The organism is Kitasatospora sp. GAS1066B (assembly GCF_041262605.1).
Taxonomy (GTDB): Bacteria; Actinomycetota; Actinomycetes; order Streptomycetales; family Streptomycetaceae; genus Kitasatospora.
On sequence record NZ_JBGCCO010000054.1, the window covers coordinates 18,047 to 37,935 of the forward strand.

Consider the following 19,889-nt stretch of genomic DNA (forward strand, 5'->3'; position numbering starts at 1 on the left):
CGGTTCGCCCGGTGGTGCCCCTACCGTTGGCAGGGAACACCACTGCGACGAGAGGGCCGGTACCACCGTGACCACGACCCACGCATTCTGGCTGGCCGGCCGCCAGGAGACCGGCGAGACCAGCTTCGAGGTCCGCCACCCCTTTGACGACAGCCTGGTCGGCACGGTCAGCGTGCCCACCGACGCCCAGGTGGACGAGGCGGTCGACGCCGCCGTCGCCGCCCTGCCGGCCTTCGCCGCCACCCCCGCCCACGTGCGCGCCGCGGCGCTGGACCACGTGGCCCGCCGGCTGGCCGAGCGCGCCGAGGAGATCGCCCGCCTGATCACCGCCGAGAACGGCAAGCCGATCAAGTGGGCCCGCGGTGAGGTCGGCCGCGCCGCCTCGGTCTTCCGCTGGGCGGCCGAGGAGGCCCGCCGGACCAACGGCGAGACCATGCGCCTGGACACCGACCCGGGCGGCACCGGCCGCTTCGCGGTGGTGCGGCGGTTCCCCAAGGGCGTGGTGCTCGGCATCGCCCCGTTCAACTTCCCGCTCAACCTGGTGGCGCACAAGGTCGCCCCGGCGATCGCGGTCGGTGCCCCGATCATCCTCAAGCCGGCCCCGGCCACCCCGCTCTCCGCCCTGCTGCTGGGCGAGCTGCTGGCCGAGACCGAGCTGCCGGCCGGCTCCTGGAGCGTGCTGCCGGTGGCGAACGCCAAGATGCCCGCGCTGGTCCAGGACGACCGGCTGCCGGTGATCTCGTTCACCGGTTCGGACAAGGTCGGCTACCAGATCATGGACTCGGTGCCGCGCAAGCACGTGACCCTGGAGCTCGGCGGCAACGCCGCCGCCGTGGTGCTGGCCGACTGGTCCTCGGAGGCCGACCTGGAGTGGGCCGCCACCCGGATCGCGACGTTCGCCAACTACCAGGGCGGCCAGTCCTGCATCTCGGTACAGCGGGTGATCGCGGACGCCGCGGTGTACGACGTGCTGGCCGAGAAGGTGCTGGCCAAGGTCGAGGCCCAGGTCACCGGCGACCCGGCGGACGACGCCACCGACGTCGGTCCGCTGGTGGACGAGAACGCCGCCAGGCGGGTCGAGGAGTGGGTGGCGGACGCCGTCGCCAAGGGCGCCAAGGTGCTCACCGGTGGCACCCGGCAGGGCGCGAGCTACGCCCCGACCGTGCTGGCCGAGCTGCCCGCCGACGCGATCCTGGCCACCGCCGAGGCTTTCGGCCCGGTGCTGTCGCTGCACCGGGTCGAGTCCACCGACGAGGCCTTCGCCGCCGTCAACGACTCCGCGTTCGGCCTGCAGGCCGGCGTCTTCACGCACGACGTGCAGACCGCGTTCCGGGCGCACCGCGAGCTGCAGGTCGGCGGTGTGATCATCGGCGACGCGCCGTCCTACCGCGCGGACCAGATGCCGTACGGCGGTGTCAAGGACTCCGGCGTGGGCCGCGAGGGCGTCAAGTACGCGATGGGCGACTTCACCTACGAGAAGGTCCTGGTGCTGACCGGCCTCGATCTCTGACGGAGCGTCACCAGAACCCCCGCCATCGCTGCTCGATGGCGGGGGTTCCTGCTGTCCGGACACCCAGCAAGTTCCAAGATTTCCTTACCCGTTGGTTCCCTTGACCGGTTCTGGTCAGCTGGTTACGCTCGCGGCTGCCCGGCCCCCCACCGGGTACTTCCCCCACGGATCGGCGCCACCCCCACAGGCGCGGCCGCCCTCAGTCATGCCCGCACCACCCCGGCGGGCTCCGGCCGCACCACAGGGCCCCATCGACCACCCCATTCGAAGGGCATCACCTTGCTGCGTTCGATCAAGCACTCCGCCGGCGTGGCCGTCGCGCTCACCGCCGCCGCCCTGCTCGTCGCCGCCCCCGCCGGCGCCCAGGCCCCCGAAACCGCGGGCCACGCGCTGCACACCCGCACCACCGCCGCCACCGCCAGCGGCAACAACCTGGCCTACGGCGGCGGCAACATCGTCACCAACCAGAAGATCTACGTCGTCTACTGGGGTAACCAGTGGGGCACGGGCTCCACCGTCACCAACGACCCCTCCGGCGAGGCCGCGCTCCAGCTCTCCTTCTTCCAGCACGCCTACGGCAGCGGCGACACCTGGTCCAACTCGCAGACCCAGTACTGCCAGGGCGTGGCCGTCGGCACCACCCAGTGCGGCAGCTCCGGCACCCACGTGGGGCACCCGGCGAGCAACCCGGTGGCGGGCACCTGGCTGGACAGCTCGGTCAAGGCCCCCGCCAAGCCCGGCCAGTCGGCGATCGCCGCCGAGGCGGTCAAGGCAGCCGCGCACTTCGGCGTCTCCGGTGACAACGTGCAGATCATCGTGGACGCCGCGCACGGCGTGGTCCCCTCCGGCTTCAAGACCCAGTACTGCGCCTGGCACGACCACACCAGCACCTCCACCGGCGCCGACCTGCCCTACACCAACATGCCGTACGTCTCCGACGCCGGTGCCGGCTGCGGCGCGGGCTTCGTGGCCACCGGCAGCAGTGGGGTGAACAGCGCGACCGAGGGCGTGACGATCGTGGGCGGTCACGAGTACGCCGAGACGCTCACCGACCCGGCGCCCAGCAGCGGCTGGGTGGACAGCACGGGTGCGGAGACCGGTGACAAGTGCGCCTGGGTCTCCAGCGGCCAGGGCGCCTCGTCCATCGCCAGCCTGAACGGCGCGAACTTCGCCGTCCAGTCGCTCTGGAGCAACAACTTCAGCGGCGGCGCCGGCGGCTGCGTCACCTCCTACACCAGCGCCACCAACCAGAACTGACGCTCCGTCAGGGGTGGCCCGCCGTGCGGCGGGCCACCCCGCTTCCCCTGGAGGCAGGCCCCGATGCGACGGACCGTCAGCGCGCTGGCGCTGCTCCCGCTGCTGCTCACCGCCTGCGGCTCACCCGCCCGCCACCCCGTCGCCTGCCAGGCGCCCGGGGACGCGGTGCTGCCGCACACCGCCGGCACCCTGGCCGAGACCGACAGCGGCTCGTTCTGCCTGGCCGCCGGCGCCCAGCTGACGGTCTTCCTGACCGCCTCGGGCAGCGGCCACTGGTCGGCGGTCACCAGCTCCGACCCCACCGTGCTGGCCCCGGCTGCCAACCTGCCGCTGACCGCGCCGCTCGGCGTCACTCCGGCGCTCTTCCACGGGGCGGGCCCCGGCAGCGTGCGCCTCAGCAGCCAGGACGGTGCCGGGCACGCCTGGCAGGTCACCGTGGTCGTCGGCTGAGCGGGCCGGGCGCCCGGCCCGGTGGTGACCGGGTCGGCGGCGGTCCGGCTGTGGCCACCGCTCCCGGCACGCCACAATGGAGCCCATGAACTCGCTCGCCCACCCGCAGCTGCGCTTCACCCCGGCCGTCGACGACCCGTCAGGTCCTCGGGAGCTGGTCATCCTCGGCTCGACCGGCTCGATCGGCACCCAGGCCATCGACATCGTGCTCCGCAACCCGGACCGGTTCCGGGTCGTCGCGCTGTCGGCGGGCGGCGGGCAGGTCGAGCTGCTCGCCGAGCAGGCGTTCCGGCTGGGCGTGCACACGGTGGCGGTGGCCCGCGCCGAGGCCGAGGCGCCGCTGCGCGCCGCACTCGCCGACCGGGCCGCCGGCCGGCCGCTGCCCGCTGTGCTGGCCGGCCCGGAGGCCGCCGCCGAGCTAGCCCAGCTGCCCTGCCACTCGGTGCTCAACGGCATCACCGGCTCGATCGGCCTGGCCCCGACGCTGGCCGCGCTGCGGGCCGGACGGGTGCTGGTGCTGGCGAACAAGGAGTCGCTGATCGTCGGCGGCCCGCTGGTCAAGGCGGTGGCCAAGCCGGGCCAGATCGTGCCGGTGGACTCCGAGCACGCCGCGCTCTTCCAGGCGCTGAGCGCCGGCACCGCGCGCGAGGTGCGCCGCCTGGTGGTCACCGCGAGCGGCGGCCCGTTCCGCGGCCGCGGCCGGGACGAGCTGGCCGGCGTCACCCCGAAGGAGGCGCTGGCCCACCCGACCTGGGCGATGGGCCCGGTGGTGACGATCAACTCGGCGACCCTGGTCAACAAGGGCCTGGAGGTGATCGAGGCGCACCTGCTCTACGACATCCCGTTCGACCGGATCGACGTCGTGGTCCACCCGCAGTCGGTGGTGCACTCGATGGTGGAGTTCACCGACGGCTCGACCCTGGCCCAGGCCAGCCCGCCGGACATGCGGATGCCGATCGCGCTGGGCCTGGGCTGGCCCGACCGGGTGCCGGACGCGGCCCCCGGCTGCGACTGGACCAAGGCCGCCAGCTGGGACTTCTTCCCGCTGGACGACGAGGCATTCCCGGCCGTCGCGCTCGCCCGCGAGGTGGGTACGCTCGGCGGCACGGCACCGGCCGTCTTCAACGCCGCCAACGAGGAGTGCGTGGACGCCTTCCTGAACGGGCGCCTGGCCTTCACCGGCATCGTCGACACGGTCGCCAAGGTGGTCGCCGAGCACGGGCAGCACGACGGCGGTGGGGCGGCGCGGGGAACTTCTCTGACCGTCGAGGACGTCCTGGATGCGGAGGGTTGGGCCCGGGCCCGGGCCCGCGAGCTGGCGGCGGGCTGACGCCGTGGCCTTACGCGGCACGGCGGCCGGGTGCAGGATGGCGAACGGGAGCGACATGACGGAGGACCAGCGGTGACTGCAGTGATGACGGTGCTCGGCATCGTGGTCTTTTTCGTCGGGTTGCTCGTCTCGATCGCCTGGCACGAGCTCGGCCACCTGTCGACGGCCAAGCTCTTCAAGATCCGGGTGCCGCAGTACATGGTCGGTTTCGGCCCGACCATCTGGTCCCGCAAGAAGGGCGAGACCGAGTACGGCTTCAAGGCGATCCCGTTCGGCGGCTACATCCGGATGATCGGGATGTTCCCGCCGGGCGACGACGGCCGGATCACCAAGCGCAGCAGCTCGCCCTGGCGCTCGATGATCGAGGACGCCCGCGAGGCCTCCTACGAGGAGCTGCTGCCCGGCGACGAGAACCGGCTCTTCTACACCCGCAAGCCCTGGCAGCGGGTCATCGTGATGTTCGCCGGGCCCTTCATGAACCTGATCCTGGCCTTCGGGCTCTTCCTGGTCACCATGATGGGCTTCGGGGTGCCCAAGTCGCTGCCGATCGTCAGCTCGGTCTCGCAGTGCGTGGTCCCGGCCAGCCAGACCAACGACACCTGCGCCAAGGGCGCGACGCCGTCCCCGGCCGCCGCGGCCGGGTTGAAGGCGGGCGACAGCATCGTCTCCTTCGACGGCAACGCGATCCACAACTACCAGCAGCTCTCCAACGACATCCGCGACTCCTACGGCAAGACCGTGCCGATCGTGGTCAAGCGCGGCGGCCAGCAGCTGACCCTGACCGCGCAGATCACCAAGAACCAGCTGGCCAAGCTGGACAAGTACGGCGACCCGATCCCCGGCGCCGCGCCGGTGACGGCCGGCTTCCTCGGGATCAGCCCGACCACCGGCGTGGTCCAGCTCGGCTTCGACGAGAGCCTGAGCAAGATGTCGGACATGGCCGACACCGGCATCCACTCGCTGGTCGCGCTGCCCGGCAAGATCCCCGGGCTCTGGGACTCGGTGGTCAAGGGCACCCCGCGCCAGCCCGACTCCCCGGTCGGCATGGTCGGCGCGGCCCGGGTCGGCGGCGAGGTCTTCGCGCTGCACCTGCCCGCCTCGCAGCGGATCGCCGTCATGGTCAACCTGCTGGCCGGGATCAACCTCTCGCTCTTCCTGTTCAACATGCTGCCGCTGCTGCCGCTGGACGGCGGGCACGTCGCCGGGGCGGTCTGGGAGTCGATCCGGCGGCAGGCCGCCAAGCTCTTCAAGCGTCCGGACCCGGGTCCGTTCGACGTGGCCAAGCTGATGCCGCTGGCGTACGTGGTCGCCAGCATCTTCATCGGCTTCACCCTGCTGGTGCTGATCGCCGACGTGATCAACCCGGTCAAGATCACCTAGCCCACCGCTCAGGGGGCGTGCGTGGGCGCCCTGCGGGGTGCCGTACCGTTGGACGCCGGGTGCGCGATCACCGCACACCCGGCGTCCGTCACCTCTACTCCGGGGAACCCTGCGCACATGACCGCGATCTCGCTCGGTATTCCGTCCCTGCCGCTGAAGCCGCTGGCCAAGCGGCGCCACTCGCGTCAGATCATGGTCGGCAACGTTCCGGTGGGTGGTGACGCGCCGGTCTCGGTGCAGTCGATGACCACCACGCTGACCTCGGATGTGAACGCGACGCTGCAGCAGATCGCGCAGCTGACCGCTTCGGGGTGTCAGATCGTGCGGGTGGCGGTGCCCTCGCAGGACGATGCGGACGCGTTGCCGATCATCGCGAAGAAGTCGCAGATCCCGGTGATCGCGGACATCCACTTCCAGCCGAAGTACGTGTTCGCGGCGATCGACGCGGGGTGCGCGGCGGTGCGGGTGAACCCGGGCAACATCAAGGCGTTCGACGACAAGGTCGGCGAGATCGCGAAGGCGGCCTCGCAGACCGGCACGCCGATCCGGATCGGCGTCAACGCCGGCTCGCTGGACAAGCGCCTGCTGGAGAAGTACGGCAGGGCCACCCCCGAGGCGCTGGTCGAGTCGGCGCTCTGGGAGTGCTCGCTCTTCGAGGAGCACGGCTTCCGGGACATCAAGATCTCGGTGAAGCACAACGACCCGGTCGTGATGATCAACGCCTACCGGCAGCTCGCGGCGGCGTGCGACTACCCGCTGCACCTGGGCGTGACCGAGGCCGGCCCGGCCTTCCAGGGCACCATCAAGTCGGCCGTCGCGTTCGGTGCGCTGCTGGCCGAGGGGATCGGGGACACGATCCGGGTCTCGCTCTCCGCGCCGCCGGTGGAGGAGATCAAGGTCGGCAACCAGATCCTGGAGTCGCTGAACCTGCGTCAGCGCGGCCTGGAGATCGTCTCCTGCCCGTCCTGCGGTCGGGCCCAGGTGGACGTCTACAAGCTCGCCGAGGAGGTCACCGCCGGCCTGGAGGGCATGGAGGTGCCGCTGCGGGTCGCCGTCATGGGCTGCGTCGTCAACGGTCCGGGTGAGGCGCGGGAGGCCGACCTCGGTGTGGCCTCGGGCAACGGCAAGGGCCAGATCTTCGTCAAGGGCGAGGTGATCAAGACGGTGCCCGAGTCGAAGATCGTCGAGACCCTGATCGAGGAGGCCCTCAAGCTCGCCGAGCAGATGCAGGCCGACGGCGTCGAGTCCGGCTCCCCGACCGTGATCGCCGCCGACTGACGGTGGGTGAGGCGCTGTGCTCGATCGAGGTGTGATGCTGCCCGGTGCGCTGCAGGCTGCCCGCAGCCTGGCCGCGACCCGGGTGCTGGACGGCCCGGACCTGGCCGACACCCTGGAGGTGCTGCGGCGGGACCCGGTCGCCAACGCCTTCGTCGCCACCCGGGTCGAGGCGGTCGGCCTCGACCCGTGGCGGCTCGGCGGCGAGATGTGGGGCTGGTTCGACCAGAACGGCCGGCTGGAGTCGCTCTGCTACGCCGGAGCCAACCTGGTGCCGATCAACGCCGGTCCGCAGGCCGTGCGCGCCTTCGCCGAGCGGGCCCGGCGCCAGGGGCGGCGCTGCTCCTCGATCGTCGGCCCGGCCGAGTCCACCGCCGCGCTCTGGGCGCTGCTGGAGCGCAGTTGGGGGCCGGCCCGCGAAGTCCGCGGCCACCAGCCGCTGATGGCCGCCACCGAGCCCGCCACCGAGGTGGCCGCCGACCCGCTGGTCCGCCGGGTCCGCCGGGACGAGCTCGACCTGCTGATGCCGGCCTGCGTGGCGATGTTCACCGAGGAGGTCGGGGTCTCCCCGCTGGCCGGTGACGGCGGGCTGCTCTACCAGGCCCGAGTGGCCGAACTGGTGGGCGGCGGCCGCTCGTTCGCACGGATCTCGGAACAGGGCGAGGTCGTCTTCAAGGCCGAGATCGGCGCGGTCACCCGGGGCGCCTGCCAGATCCAGGGGGTCTGGGTGGCCCCCGCCCACCGCGGCCGCAGGCTCTCCGAGAGCGGCATGGCCGCCGTGCTGGAGATCGCGCTGCGCGAGGTGGCCCCGGTGGTCAGCCTCTACGTGAACGACTACAACCTGGCCGCCCGGGCCGCCTACCACCGGGTGGGTTTCCGCGAGGTGGGCGCGTTCATGTCGGTGCTTTTCTAGCTCGCTGATTTTCCGGGCGGTGCTGGAGTAACGTCCCGGGCATGGAGCAGCAGCTGACCGAGGTGACCGTCCAGCCGATCGATCTGGCGGCCTGGGCACCGTACGCACTGGAGGTGCAGTCGGCGGCCTTCGGGCTCTCGCCGGAGGAGGTCGCGGTCCGGCTGCACATCGTGGGGCGGCACGCGCTGCAGCCCGGCGTGATCGCGCTCGGGGCGCTCAGCGCGGGGCAACTGGTCGGCTTCGGCTACGGCATGCCCAACCAGCGCGAGCACTGGTGGAGCACGGTGATCGAGCCGCATCTGGAGGCGCGCGGCCACGGCGACTGGCTGGACGGCGTGTTCGCCGTCACCGAGCTGCACGTGCTGCCGCAGTTCCAGGGCCGGGGCCTGGGCAGCACCCTGATCCGCACCCTGTGCGAACGGTCCGGGCTGCCGCGCAGCATCCTGTCCGCGATCGACGCCGAGACCCCGGCCCGCCGCCTCTACCGCTCGCTCGGCTACCGCGACCTGGCCCGCCCGGTGCGCTTCCCGAACACCGACCGCCCGTACGTCGTGATGGGCGCCCGGCTGCCGCTGCTCGACCGGACCGACCGCGGACCGGACTTCCGCTAGAGGCGGCCGGCGAACTCCAGGTAGCGCTCGGCGCCGCTGCGGTCGCCGCCGGCCAGCGCCGCCATCCCGGCGGCGACGCTGCGGAACAGCGTCCAGCCGCGCAGCCGGTCCAGATCCACCTCCAGCGCCTCGGACAGCTGGTGCAGGCGGCGCCGCACCGCGCCCTCGGGGCCGGCCGCGGCGGCCAGCGTCTCCTTGCGGTCCTGCACCAGCCAGGCCAGGTCGAAGGCGCGCTCGCCGACCAGCGGCTGCGGGTCGATGGCCAGCCACGGGGCGCGGTCGGCGGCCATCACGTTGCCGTGGTGGAAGTCGCCGTGCAGCAGGAAGGCCTCGTCGCCGGAGGCCAGCAACTCCTCGGCGGTGCGCAGCGCCGCGTCCACCAGCGGCCGGGCGTCCAGCTGATCGGCCGCCGCCGGGTGCTCGCGCAGCCAGGCGGCGCGGACCGCGACGTGCTCGGCCACCGAGGAGTAGGCGTGGCCGTCGGCGGGCCTGGTCCACAGGCGCCGCAGCAGGCCGCAGGCCTCCAGCATCGCCTTCGCCTCGACCAGCGAGCGCAGCGGGATGTCCCCGTGCAGGCGCTCCAGCAGCAGGAAGCCCTCGGCCGGGTCGGCGTCCAGCAGCAGGACGGCGCCGCGGCCGGCCCACTGGCTCAGCGCGGCGTGTTCCTGCGCGGTCTCCGGGGTGATCAGACCGGCCTTCAGCACGGCCGGCGTGTTGTCCGCCCGCCGGACGTAGCCGATCACGCTGAGCCGGCCGCCCGGCTCGGCGATCCGGTCCAGGGTGAGGTCCCACCGCGCCAGCCGGTGGGCGACCCGGTCCGGCAGCGCGGCCAGCCAGCGGGCGCCCGGCTCGCCCTGGCGGGCCAGCACGCTCTCGCGCAGTCGGTCCGGGACGCTGAACTGCCCTGCTGTTGCCGACATGCCGGTCCTCCGTCCGGTGCGCCCCCTGGTGGTACCCCGTCCATTGTCGGCCATCGAGGGTCGCGCGGACGGGAAGCCGCGCACTGGTCAGGGGCTCGCGGTGGCGGTGGCGGCGGTCCCTGCCGGCATCCCCGGCAGGGCTCCGACGTCGACGCCCCAGTGGTAGGCCTGCAGGCCGCACTCGCGCAGCGCGGTGGCGCCGGCCAGCCGCAGCGAGCCGCTGCCGGCCGCCACCAGATCGGCGTAGACGGCGGTCAGCCGGGCCTCGATGGTGCCGGCCAGCTTGGCGGCCGCGGTGGCGTCCGGGACGGCGAACGGCAGCTGGTAGCCGGGGGCGGCGGCAACCGGGGTCGCGCCGGCGCCGGCCAGCATCCGCTGCCAGGCGTCCCGGCGGGCCTGGTGGACGGCGTAGCAGGCGCGGGCGTCGTCCCGCTGGGGGCCCACGGGTATCCGGGCGCCGACCACCCCGAAGGCGTAGACGGCGGTGTGCTCGCCGGCCAGTGCGGCCTGCAGCGCGGTGACCGCCCCGGCCGTCAGGCCGCCTGACGGGGTGCCACTCGCGCTGGGGGAGGGGACGGCTGACGCCGTGTCGGCGGGGAACGGGGCGGTGTCGCCCAGGTGGGCGGCGTGCACCGCGCCGGCCGCCGAGACCGAGGCCAGCAGCCGGGCCAGCTCCGGGGAGGCTGCGGCCAGGTCGGCCAACCGGCCCTGCGCGCAGCTCAGCTCGGCGGTGGCCAGCGGCGCCCACCCGGCCGGCGATCCCGGGGCGTTGACAGTCGGGCTGGCGGACGCGGCGGGAGCGCTCGGTGACGCTGAGGAGGAGGCGGGGCGGCCGGCCGGCAGTCCCGCCGCCAGCGCCGTCCGCTGGGTCTCCAGGTCGGCACGCAGCTGCGCGAGCGGCGAGGCGGGCGCGCCGCTGCCGGGGCCCAGCGCCGCGGAGTACTGGGCGATCAGCGCATCGGTGGCGGCCACCGCCCGGGTGCGCAGCGGCAGGTCGGGGTCGGTCTTCCCGGCCCCGCCGGCGGCGCTGCCCCCGGCCTTGGACTTCCCACCCGAAGCGGTGCAGGCGGCCAGGAGTCCGGCGGCGGCCAGCGCCCCGGTGGCCAGGAAGGTCCGCCGGCTGGGGGACTGCATCGACGCGCTCCATGAGGTCATGCGGAAGTCGCCGAACGCCCCCCGCGGCTGGTCTGCCGGGTGCAGGGCCGCAACGTCGTCCGCGCCACGGTCACCCGTGTACACAGCGTGAAAGAGTTGTGCCCGCCCGCCTGGACCGTATCGTCAGTGGCTGACGCAGCCCAGGCCGGGGCCGGTTCCGAGGTGTCTCCGGCCGGCACCCGGTGTGCCCGGAATCGGCGGTTCGGGGGTCGACCCGATAGGCTTTGGGCGAGTTACGACCTTCTGACAACAGCAGACGCGGCCGAGGAGTCACCCGGATGAGCACCACCCCCACCGATCGGTTGCGTGCCCTGTTGGAGCCGCTGGCCGAGCGCGCGGGTCTGGACCTTGAGGACCTCAAGGTGAGCCAGGCAGGCAGTCGCCGCCAGGTGCAGATCGATGTGGACGCGGACGGCGGCGTGGACCTCGACGCGATCGCCGAGTTCAGCCGTGAGGTCGGCAAGGCGCTGGACGAGAGCGACCTGATGGGCAATACCGCGTACGTGCTGGAGGTCGGCTCCCCGGGCGTGGACCGTCCGCTCACCGCGCCCCGGCACTGGCGTCGCAACGCCGGCCGGCTGGTGAAGGTGCAGCTCACCGAGGGCGACGAGATCGTCGCCCGGATCCTGTCGAGCGACGAGGACGGCGCGCTGGTCGAGGTGCAGCCGGTCAAGGGCCGCGGCCGTGCCAAGGAGCGCCGCCTGGAGTTCGCCGAGATCGTCAAGGCGCGGATCCAGGTGGAGTTCAACCGCAAGGAGGACGAGCAGCTGCTCGCCGACGACGCCGACGCCACGGACGCTGCCGAGGGCGACAACGAAGACAACGACGACGCTGCAGACGAGCAGTGAGCAAGAACCGAAGAGCAGAGGAGGCGTAGCCGTGGACATCGACATGAGTGCCCTGCGTGGGCTGGTGACCGAGAAGAACATCCCGTTCGACCTGCTGGTCGAGTCGATCGAGTCGGCGCTCCTCATCGCGTACCACCGGACCGAGGGCTCGCGCCGTCGTGCCCGCGTCGAGCTGAACCGCAAGACCGGCCATGTCACCGTGTGGGCGCTTGAGGACGCGAACGAGCTCGAGGAGGGCGTGGAGCCCAAGGAGTTCGACGACACCCCGAGCGGGTTCGGCCGGATCGCCGCCAGCACCGCCAAGCAGGTGATCCTGCAGCGGCTGCGCGACGCGGCGGACGACCAGACCTTCGGCGAGTACGCCGGCAAGGAGGGCGACATCGTCACCGGTGTCGTCCAGCAGGGCAACGACCCGAAGAACGTGCTGGTGGACATCGGCAAGCTGGAGGCCATCCTGCCCCCGCAGGAGCAGGTCCCCGGCGAGGAGTACAAGCACGGCACCCGGCTGCGCAGCTACGTGGTGGCGGTGCGCCGCGGCGTGCGCGGCGCCTCGGTGACGCTGTCGCGGACCCACCCGAACCTGGTGCGCAAGCTCTTCGCGCTTGAGGTCCCGGAGATCGCCGACGGTTCCGTCGAGATCGCCGCGATCGCCCGCGAGGCGGGCCACCGCACCAAGATCGCCGTGTACTCGCGCCGCCCGGGTCTGAACGCCAAGGGCGCCTGCATCGGCCCGATGGGCGGCCGGGTGCGCAACGTGATGGCCGAGCTGCACGGCGAGAAGATCGACATCGTCGACTGGTCCGAGGACCCGGCCGAGATGGTGGCCAGCGCGCTGTCCCCCGCGCGGGTGACCAAGGTCGAGATCGTGGACTACGCCCAGCGCTCCGCCCGGGTGATCGTGCCGGACTACCAGCTGTCGCTGGCGATCGGCAAGGAGGGCCAGAACGCCCGGTTGGCCGCCCGGCTGACGGGGTGGCGGATCGACATCCGCCCGGACACCGAGGGCTCGCAGGACGGCTCGGACGGGGAATCCCACGCCGAGTAGTCGTGTTGTCATCCGAGAGCAGCGACCCCGGCCTGATCGACGGGGCCGCGGTCAGTCCCTGCGGAGGGGTAGACTTGATGGTGTCCGGCCGGACGCGTGTCCGCGCATGCCCTGAACGCACTTGCGTGGGCTGCCGCAAGCGAGCGGCCAAGCACGAGCTGTTGCGAGTCACGGCGGTCGAGGGCGTCTGCGTCCCCGATCCTCGCGGTTCGCTGCCCGGCCGGGGCGCGTACCTGCACCCCGATCCGGCCTGCCTCGACCTGGCGGTCCGCCGCCGGGCGTTCCCCAGGGCCTTCCGGCTCCAGGGCACGCTCGACACGGAGTCGCTACGGCAGCGGGTCGAGGCCGGGGCAGTGAGCGCCCCGGCGTCCTGAGCCCAGCGGATCCAGCTGGACCGCGGGTTCGCCCGCAGGGCACGACCTCCGCCGGTGCGGGGGAGAACCACCGCACAGAAGAGCAACGGCGCGAGCACTCCGGTGCATCGCGCCACCAGTCAGGTACCTCGCGAGATGGAAGTAGGTCGAGATTGCGATGAGCACTCGATGAGTACGCGATGAGTACGCCCATGAAGTAGCGACGGTCCGGCGGAGACGACCCCGGACTTATAGACAGGAGCGAAGTGGCTAAGGTCCGGGTATATGAACTCGCCAAGGAACTGGGCTTGGAGAGCAAGGCCGTGATGGCCAAGCTCACCGAGCTGGGTGAGTTCGTCCGTTCGGCGTCCTCGACGATCGAGGCGCCGGTCGTGCGCAAGTTGACTGATGCTCTTGGAGCTACGCCGCCGTCCGGTGGCGGGGCTGCCAAGCCTGGCCCGCGGAAGCCCGCGGCGCCCACGCCCACCGGCGCTGCCGGTGCGGCCGCACCCAAGCCGGGTGCCCCCTCGCCGGGTCCGCGGCCCGCCGCGACCCCCGGCCCCCGTCCGACTCCGGCCGCCGCCCAGGCGGCCCCCGCCGCCGCGGCTCCGGCCGCTCCGGCTGCTCCGGTGGCCCCCGCCGCGCCGCGTTCGGCCGGTGCCCCGACTCCGGGCCCGCGCCCGGCGGCGCGTCCCGCGGCTCCGGCTGCTCCGGCGGCCGAGTTCTCCTCCCCGACCCCGGCCGGCGGCGAGGCCGCCGCTCCGGCGCGTCCGGCCTCCCCGGCCCCGCGTCCGGCGGCTGCCGCCGGCGGCAGTGCCCGTCCGGGCCCGCGTCCGGCCGGCCCGCGTCCGGGCAACAACCCCTTCACCTCGGGCAGTGCCACCGGCATGGCCCGTCCCGGCGACCGTCGTGCGGCTGCGCCCGGCGACCGTCCGCAGCGTCCCGGTGGCCCCGGCGAGCGTCCGCAGCGTGCGGGTGGCCCCGGTGACCGTCCGCGTCCCGCCGGTGCCCCCGGCGCCGGTGCGCCGCGTCCCGGCGGCGACCGTCCGCAGCGTCCCGGTGGCCCCGGTGACCGTCCGCAGCGTGCGGGTGGTCCCGGTGACCGTCCGCGTCCCGCCGGTGCCCCCGGCGCCGGTGCGCCGCGTTCCGACGGGATGCCCCGTCCGGCCGGTCCGCGTCCGGGTGGGCCGAGCCCGTCCGGCATGCCGCGGCCGAACCCCGGCATGATGCCGCAGCGTCCCGGCCCGGGCACCGGTCCGCGTCCGGGCCCCGGTGGCCGTGGCCCCGGTGGCCCCGGTGGCGGCCGTCCGGGTGGTCCGGGTGCCGGTGGCGGCGCTCGTCCCGGCTTCCAGGGCCGTCCGGCCGGTCCGGGCTCGCGTCCGGCCGGTGGCGGCGGCTTCGGCGGCCCCCGTCCGGGTGGCGGTGCCGGTGGCGGCGGTGGCTTCGGTGGCGGCGGTGCCCGTCCCGGTGGCTTCGGCGGCCGTCCTGGCGGCCCGGGTGCCCGTGGTGGCACGCAGGGCGCCTTCGGTCGTGGCCCGGGCGGTCGTCCGGCCCGTGGCCGCAAGTCGAAGCGTCAGCGTCGCCAGGAGTACGAGGCCATGCAGGCCCCGTCGGTCGGCGGTGTGATGCTGCCGCGCGGCAACGGACAGACCGTCCGCCTGTCGCGTGGTGCCTCGCTGATGGACTTCGCGGAGAAGATCAACGCCAACCCGGCCGCGCTCGTCTCGGTGATGTTCAACCTCGGCGAGATGGTCACCGCGACCCAGTCGGTCGCCGACGCGACCCTGGAGCTGCTGGCCGGCGAGATGGGCTTCGTGCTCGAGATCGTCAGCCGCGACGACGAGGACCGCGAGCTGCTGGAGTCGTTCGACATCGACTTCGGTGCCGACGAGGGCGACGAGGACGAGCTCATGCCTCGCCCGCCGGTCGTCACCGTCATGGGTCACGTCGACCACGGTAAGACCCGACTGCTCGACGCGATCCGCAAGAGCAACGTGGTCGCCGGCGAGGCCGGTGGCATCACCCAGCACATCGGTGCGTACCAGGTGTCGGCGGAGGTGAACGGGGAGGAGCGCAAGATCACCTTCCTCGACACCCCCGGTCACGAGGCCTTCTCCGCCATGCGTGCCCGTGGTGCCAAGTCCACCGACATCGCGATCCTGGTGGTCGCGGCCAACGACGGTGTCATGCCGCAGACGGTCGAGGCGCTCAACCACGCCAAGGCCGCCGGTGTGCCGATCGTGGTCGCCGTCAACAAGATCGACGTCGAGGGCGCGGACCCGGTCAAGGTCCGCGGTCAGCTGACCGAGTTCGGGCTGGTGGCCGAGGAGTACGGCGGCGACACCATGTTCGTCGACATCTCCGCGCGCCAGGGCCTGAACATCGAGCAGCTGCTGGAGGCCGTGGTCCTGACCGCGGACGCCTCGCTCGACCTGCGGGCCAACCCGGAGCAGGACGCGCAGGGTATCGCCATCGAGGCGCACCTGGACAAGGGTCGCGGCGCCATGGCGACCGTCCTGGTCCAGCGCGGTACGCTCCGCGTCGGTGACTCGATCGCCGTCGGTGACGCGCACGGCCGCGTCCGCGCGATGCTCGACGAGAACGGCAAGAACGTCGAGGAGGCGGGTCCGTCCCGTCCGGTCCTGCTGCTCGGTCTGACCTCGGTGCCGCGCGCCGGCGACAGCTTCATCGTCGTCGACGACGACCGCACCGCGCGCCAGATCGCCGAGAAGCGTTCGGCCCGTGACCGCAACGCCATGTTCGCCAAGCGTCCGATGCGGATCTCGCTGGAGAACCTGGACCAGGCGATCGCGGCCGGCGGCATCCAGCAGCTCAACCTGATCATCAAGGGCGACGTCTCCGGTTCGGTCGAGGCCCTTGAGGACGCGCTGGTCAAGCTGGACGTCGGCGAAGAGGTCGAGCTGCGCATCCTGCACCGCGGTGTGGGTGCCATCACCGAGTCCGACGTGGACCTGGCGATGGGCTCGGACGCCATCATCATCGGCTTCAACGTCCGCGCCGAGGGCCGTGCTCGCACGGCGGCCGAGCGCGAGGGCGTCGACGTCCGGTACTACTCGGTCATCTACCAGGCGATCGAGGAGATCGAGGCGGCGCTCAAGGGCCTGCTCAAGCCGGAGTACGAGGAGGTGCGCCTCGGCTCCGCGGAGATCCGCGAGGTCTTCCGCAGCTCCAAGTTCGGCAACATCGCGGGTGTCATCGTCCGCGAGGGCCTGCTGCGCCGCAACGCCAAGGCGCGCCTCATCCGCGACGGCAAGGTCGTGGCGGAGAGCCTCACCATCGAGGGTCTGCGCCGCTTCAAGGACGACGCGACCGAGGTCCGCGAGGGCTTCGAGGCCGGTGTCACCCTGGGGTCGTTCAACGACATCAAGGTGGACGACGTCATCGAGACCTTCGAGATGCGCGAGAAGCCGCGCTCGTAGGCCCCGCGACTGGGCTGCGACGCAGCGGAGGGTGGGGGCCACCGAGGAACGAGGTGGCACCCGCCCGCAGCGTAGGAGCAGCCCACTAAGCGGCAAAGGCTGGCACCGTCGGGGCCGGTCGGCGGGATTTCCCGTCGACCGGCCCCGGTCTCGCTGTGTAAGGTCCTGCGCTACGAGCCCCGTTCGGGGCGTCCTTCGAGGCCTTCAGGTCGGCGAGACCTGTCATACATGTTCGTGGGAACACTCACTTTCGACCTGCTGCTCGGCGACGTTCACTCGCTCAAGGAGAAGCGCTCGATCGTGCGGCCCATCGTGGCCGAACTGCAGCGCAAGTACAGCGTGTGCGCTGCGGAAGTCGGAAACCAGGAGCTGCACCGGCGGGCCGAGATCGGCCTGGCGGTGGTCTCGGGCGAGCACCGGTTCGTCACCGAGATCCTGGACAGCTGCGAGCGGTTGGTCGCCGGCCGCCCCGAAGTGCAGCTGCTCTCCGCTCGGCGGAGGTACTACGGCGACGAGGATGAATGAGATCGGCCGTGCCGGTGGTGCAACGTCGCCACCGTCACACCGACGAGGACCGAGAGCGCTCACAAGGCTGAGCGCGGGCCGGTACGTTGGGGCGTGGGCCCCTAGGGGCGCTACGGCGCCCGGCGTACCGTGCCCACTGCACGAGGAGGCAACGTGACCGACACCGCAAGGGCGCGCAAGCTCGCCGATCGAATCCAGGTGGTCGTCGCCGAGACCCTGGAACGGCGGATCAAGGACCCGCGCCTGGGCTTCGTGACCATCACCGACACCCGCGTCACCGGCGATCTGCGGGAGGCCACCGTCTTCTACACGGTCTTCGGCGACGAGACCGAGCGGGAGGCGACGGCGGCCGCGCTGGAGAGTGCCAAGGGGGTGCTCCGCTCCGAGGTCGGCAAGCAGACCGGGGTGCGCTTCACCCCGTCGCTGACCTTCGTCGCGGACGCACTGCCGGACAACGCGCGCACCATCGACGACCTGCTGGAGCGGGTCCGGCTCTCGGACGCGGCGGTACGCACCGCGGCGACCGGGGCGCAGTACGCGGGGGAGGCCGACCCCTACAAGGTGCCGGCCGCCGACCGCGACGACGACGCGGACGAGGACGAGTAGTCATGGCCAGTGAGCCGGCGGCGGCCGGTTCGGCGAGGGCGTCTGTCACCGACCCGGTGACAGACGCCCTCGCGGTGCTTCCGGGGCAGCGCGAGGAGTCACCGGTCGGTTTCGCGGGGGAGCGGGGGGCGCCGGGTGCGCAGGCACCGGGGGCCCGGGGCGGGTTCGAGGCGGAGTGGCGGCGGATCGTGGCGGCGATCGGGCAGTGCCCGACGATCGACCTGATCTGCCACGTCACCCCGGACGGTGACGCGCTCGGCTCGGCGCTGGCGGCCGGGCTCGCGCTGCGCTCGCTGGGGCACCAGGTGCGGGTCTCCTTCGGGGACGACCCGCAGATCATCCCGGAGTCGCTCTCCTTCCTGCCCGGGCAGGAACTGATCGTGCCCGCCGCCGAGTTGCCGGACCGGCCGGAGCTGGTGATCTGCTTCGACGTCGCCTCGCAGGGGCGGCTCGGGCTGCTGCGGGAGAAGGCGTTCGCGGCGCGGGCGCTGGTGGTGCTGGACCACCACGCCTCCAACCCGGGCTTCGGGACGCACCGGATCATCGACCCGGGTGCGCCGGCCACCGCCGTGCTGGTGGACGAGCTGCTGCGGCGGCTGCGGGTGCCGCTCGACCAGGAGATCGCCACCTGCCTGTACACCGGGGTGGCGACCGACACCGGGTCGTTCAAGTACGCCGGGACCACGCCGGCCACCCACGAGCTGGCCGGTCGGCTGCTGGCCACCGGGATCCGGCAGGATCTGATCTCCCGTCAGCTCTGGGACACCACCTCCTTCGGGTACCTGAAGGTGCTGGGCGCCGCGCTGGAGCGGGCGGTGTACGAGCCCGCGGCGGCGGGCGGGCTGGGGCTGGTGTGGACCTGGGTGCCCTACCAGGACCTGGTGCTGTTCAGCGTCACCATGGAGGAGATCGAGGGCCTGATCGACGTGCTGCGCAAGCCGGCCGAGGCCGAGGTGGCGCTGGTGCTCAAGCAGGACCCGGACGGCACGCTGCGCGGGTCCTGCCGGGCCAAGGGCGCGGTCGACCTGGCAGCGGTCTGCGCGAGGCTGGGCGGGGGCGGGCACAGTTTCCAGGCCGGGTTCTCGGCGCGGGAGGACGTGCCGAGCGCGGTGGCGCGGTTCCGGGACGCGCTGGGGTGACGGCGCCGGGTGGCGTGCCGCTCGGCTCGTTGAATGTCGGGCTTGCAAAGTTTGCAAGCTCCGTATCGATGGTTTGCAAACGTTGCAGAGAAAGAAAAGATGAAGCGCAAAGGCACCGGCCCTGACGGTCTGGTCATCGTGGACAAGCCCGAGGGCATCACCTCCCACGGCGTGGTCGCCCGGCTGCGCCGGCTGGCCGGGACCAGGAAGGTCGGTCACGCCGGCACCCTGGACCCGATGGCCACCGGGGTCCTGGTGATCGGCGTCGAGCGGGCCACCCGGCTGCTCGGACACCTGATGCTCACCGCCAAGACCTACGAGGCGACCATCCGGCTCGGCCAGAGCACGATCACCGACGACCGGGAGGGCGAGGTCACCGCCTCGATGCCCGCCGACGCGGTGACCCGGGCGGCGATCGACGAGCAGGTCGCGCTGCTGACCGGCGAGATCATGCAGCAGCCGTCCAAGGTCAGCGCGATCAAGATCGACGGGAAGCGTTCCTACCACCGGGTCCGCGAGGGCGAGGAGTTCGAGCTGCCGGCCCGGCCGACCACGGTGTACTCCTTCACGGTGCACGAGCTGCGGCAGGCGGTGGCCGAGGACGGCACGCCGGTGATCGACCTGGACGTCACCGTGGAGTGCTCCTCCGGCACCTACATCCGCGCGCTCGCCCGCGACCTGGGCGGCGCGCTCGGGGTGGGCGGTCACCTGACGGCCCTGCGCCGCACCAAGGTCGGCCCGTACGGGTTGGAGTCCGCGCACACCCTGGAGCAGTTGGAGGAGCAGCTGGCCGTGCTGCCGATCGGCGAGGCCGCCGCGGCGGCCTTCCCGCGCTGGGACATCGAGGCGGACGACGCCCGGCTGCTCTCCACCGGCGTCCGGCTGAAGGCGCCCGGCCTGGGGGTGGCGGGGCCGATCGCGGTCTTCGGGCCCGAGGAGCAGTTCCTGGCGCTGGTGGAGGAGAAGGACGGCCAGGCGCGGCCGGTGGCGGTCTTCGTGGGGTAGGGGCGGCTGACGGGTGGCTGACGGGCGATTGACGGGTGGGGCGCTGGTCGGGATCAGCACGAGCGCCGGGCGCACGCTCGGGCACGGGTTCTGGGCCGACCTGACCGGCACGGTCCTCACCGCGGAC

Annotated in this window: 18 protein-coding genes; 16 read left to right on the forward strand and 2 right to left on the reverse strand. The window is 72.7% G+C overall.

From position 1 onward, the window contains the following. The first annotated feature begins 67 nt into the window (after positions 1-67). The 8 genes from ABH937_RS36080 to ABH937_RS36115 all read left to right on the forward strand — a co-directional run bounded on the left by ABH937_RS36080 (position 68) and on the right by ABH937_RS36115 (position 8,726). Positions 68-1,510: an aldehyde dehydrogenase family protein gene (locus ABH937_RS36080; protein ID WP_370220673.1), complete on the forward strand. Its 1,443-nt coding sequence runs from the start codon at positions 68-70 to the stop codon at positions 1,508-1,510. 279 nt (positions 1,511-1,789) lie between these two features. Further along, positions 1,790-2,767, forward strand: a complete 978-nt coding sequence (locus ABH937_RS36085) for a hypothetical protein (RefSeq protein ID WP_280694422.1) — start codon at positions 1,790-1,792, stop codon at positions 2,765-2,767. 63 nt (positions 2,768-2,830) lie between these two features. Further along, complete coding sequence (locus ABH937_RS36090; protein WP_370220674.1) at positions 2,831-3,217, forward strand: hypothetical protein; 387 nt, start codon at positions 2,831-2,833, stop codon at positions 3,215-3,217. Positions 3,218-3,302: 85 nt separating this feature from the next. Continuing rightward, on the forward strand, positions 3,303-4,547 hold the full coding sequence (gene dxr / locus ABH937_RS36095) for a 1-deoxy-D-xylulose-5-phosphate reductoisomerase (RefSeq protein ID WP_280694424.1): 1,245 nt from the start codon (positions 3,303-3,305) through the stop codon (positions 4,545-4,547). Between the two features lie 72 nt (positions 4,548-4,619). Beyond that, a complete protein-coding gene (locus ABH937_RS36100) occupies positions 4,620-5,927 on the forward strand; it encodes a site-2 protease family protein (protein WP_280694425.1) in 1,308 nt (435 codons plus the stop codon). A gap of 117 nt (positions 5,928-6,044) precedes the next feature. Next, positions 6,045-7,205, forward strand: a complete 1,161-nt coding sequence (ispG, locus tag ABH937_RS36105) for a flavodoxin-dependent (E)-4-hydroxy-3-methylbut-2-enyl-diphosphate synthase (protein ID WP_280694426.1) — start codon at positions 6,045-6,047, stop codon at positions 7,203-7,205. 34 nt (positions 7,206-7,239) lie between these two features. Further along, positions 7,240-8,115: a GNAT family N-acetyltransferase gene (locus tag ABH937_RS36110; RefSeq protein ID WP_280694457.1), complete on the forward strand. Its 876-nt coding sequence runs from the start codon at positions 7,240-7,242 to the stop codon at positions 8,113-8,115. A 41-nt stretch (positions 8,116-8,156) separates the two neighbouring features. Then, positions 8,157-8,726, forward strand: coding sequence for a GNAT family N-acetyltransferase (locus tag ABH937_RS36115; RefSeq protein WP_280694427.1), 570 nt, complete (start codon positions 8,157-8,159; stop codon positions 8,724-8,726). Here ABH937_RS36115 and ABH937_RS36120 read toward each other — a convergent pair. Together ABH937_RS36120 and ABH937_RS36125 are read right to left on the reverse strand one after the other, a co-directional pair. Then, positions 8,723-9,646 carry an aminoglycoside phosphotransferase family protein gene (locus ABH937_RS36120; RefSeq protein WP_280694428.1) on the reverse strand — a complete coding sequence of 308 codons (924 nt, stop codon included), beginning with the start codon at positions 9,644-9,646 and terminating at the stop codon, positions 8,723-8,725. The genes ABH937_RS36115 and ABH937_RS36120 overlap by 4 nt on opposite strands. An 87-nt stretch (positions 9,647-9,733) precedes the next feature. Continuing rightward, a complete protein-coding gene (locus ABH937_RS36125; RefSeq protein ID WP_280694429.1) occupies positions 9,734-10,780 on the reverse strand; it encodes a ferritin-like domain-containing protein in 1,047 nt (348 codons plus the stop codon). A 299-nt stretch (positions 10,781-11,079) separates the two neighbouring features. On the opposite strand from ABH937_RS36125, the gene rimP reads away from it, so the two are divergent. The 8 genes from rimP (at position 11,080) to truB (ending at position 19,762) form a co-directional block, all read left to right on the forward strand. Next, entirely contained in the window at positions 11,080-11,649 is a 570-nt protein-coding gene (gene rimP, locus ABH937_RS36130) for a ribosome maturation factor RimP (protein WP_280694430.1), read from the forward strand. Between the two features lie 31 nt (positions 11,650-11,680). Then, positions 11,681-12,694 carry a transcription termination factor NusA gene (nusA, locus tag ABH937_RS36135; RefSeq protein WP_280694431.1) on the forward strand — a complete coding sequence of 338 codons (1,014 nt, stop codon included), beginning with the start codon at positions 11,681-11,683 and terminating at the stop codon, positions 12,692-12,694. A gap of 80 nt (positions 12,695-12,774) precedes the next feature. Next, the gene (locus tag ABH937_RS36140) at positions 12,775-13,068 is read left to right on the forward strand and encodes a YlxR family protein (protein WP_280694458.1); all 294 of its coding nucleotides are present in this window, start codon (positions 12,775-12,777) and stop codon (positions 13,066-13,068) included. A 245-nt stretch (positions 13,069-13,313) separates the two neighbouring features. Next, positions 13,314-16,487 carry a translation initiation factor IF-2 gene (infB, locus tag ABH937_RS36145; protein WP_280694432.1) on the forward strand — a complete coding sequence of 1,058 codons (3,174 nt, stop codon included), beginning with the start codon at positions 13,314-13,316 and terminating at the stop codon, positions 16,485-16,487. A 228-nt stretch (positions 16,488-16,715) separates the two neighbouring features. Then, complete coding sequence (locus ABH937_RS36150; protein WP_280694433.1) at positions 16,716-17,012, forward strand: DUF503 domain-containing protein; 297 nt, start codon at positions 16,716-16,718, stop codon at positions 17,010-17,012. A gap of 153 nt (positions 17,013-17,165) precedes the next feature. Continuing rightward, on the forward strand, positions 17,166-17,618 hold the full coding sequence (gene rbfA / locus ABH937_RS36155; RefSeq protein WP_280694434.1) for a 30S ribosome-binding factor RbfA: 453 nt from the start codon (positions 17,166-17,168) through the stop codon (positions 17,616-17,618). Between the two features lie 2 nt (positions 17,619-17,620). Next, positions 17,621-18,757, forward strand: a complete 1,137-nt coding sequence (locus ABH937_RS36160) for a bifunctional oligoribonuclease/PAP phosphatase NrnA (protein WP_280694435.1) — start codon at positions 17,621-17,623, stop codon at positions 18,755-18,757. A 99-nt stretch (positions 18,758-18,856) separates the two neighbouring features. Next, entirely contained in the window at positions 18,857-19,762 is a 906-nt protein-coding gene (truB, locus tag ABH937_RS36165) for a tRNA pseudouridine(55) synthase TruB (RefSeq protein ID WP_370220675.1), read from the forward strand. Positions 19,763-19,889: the final 127 nt, after the last annotated feature.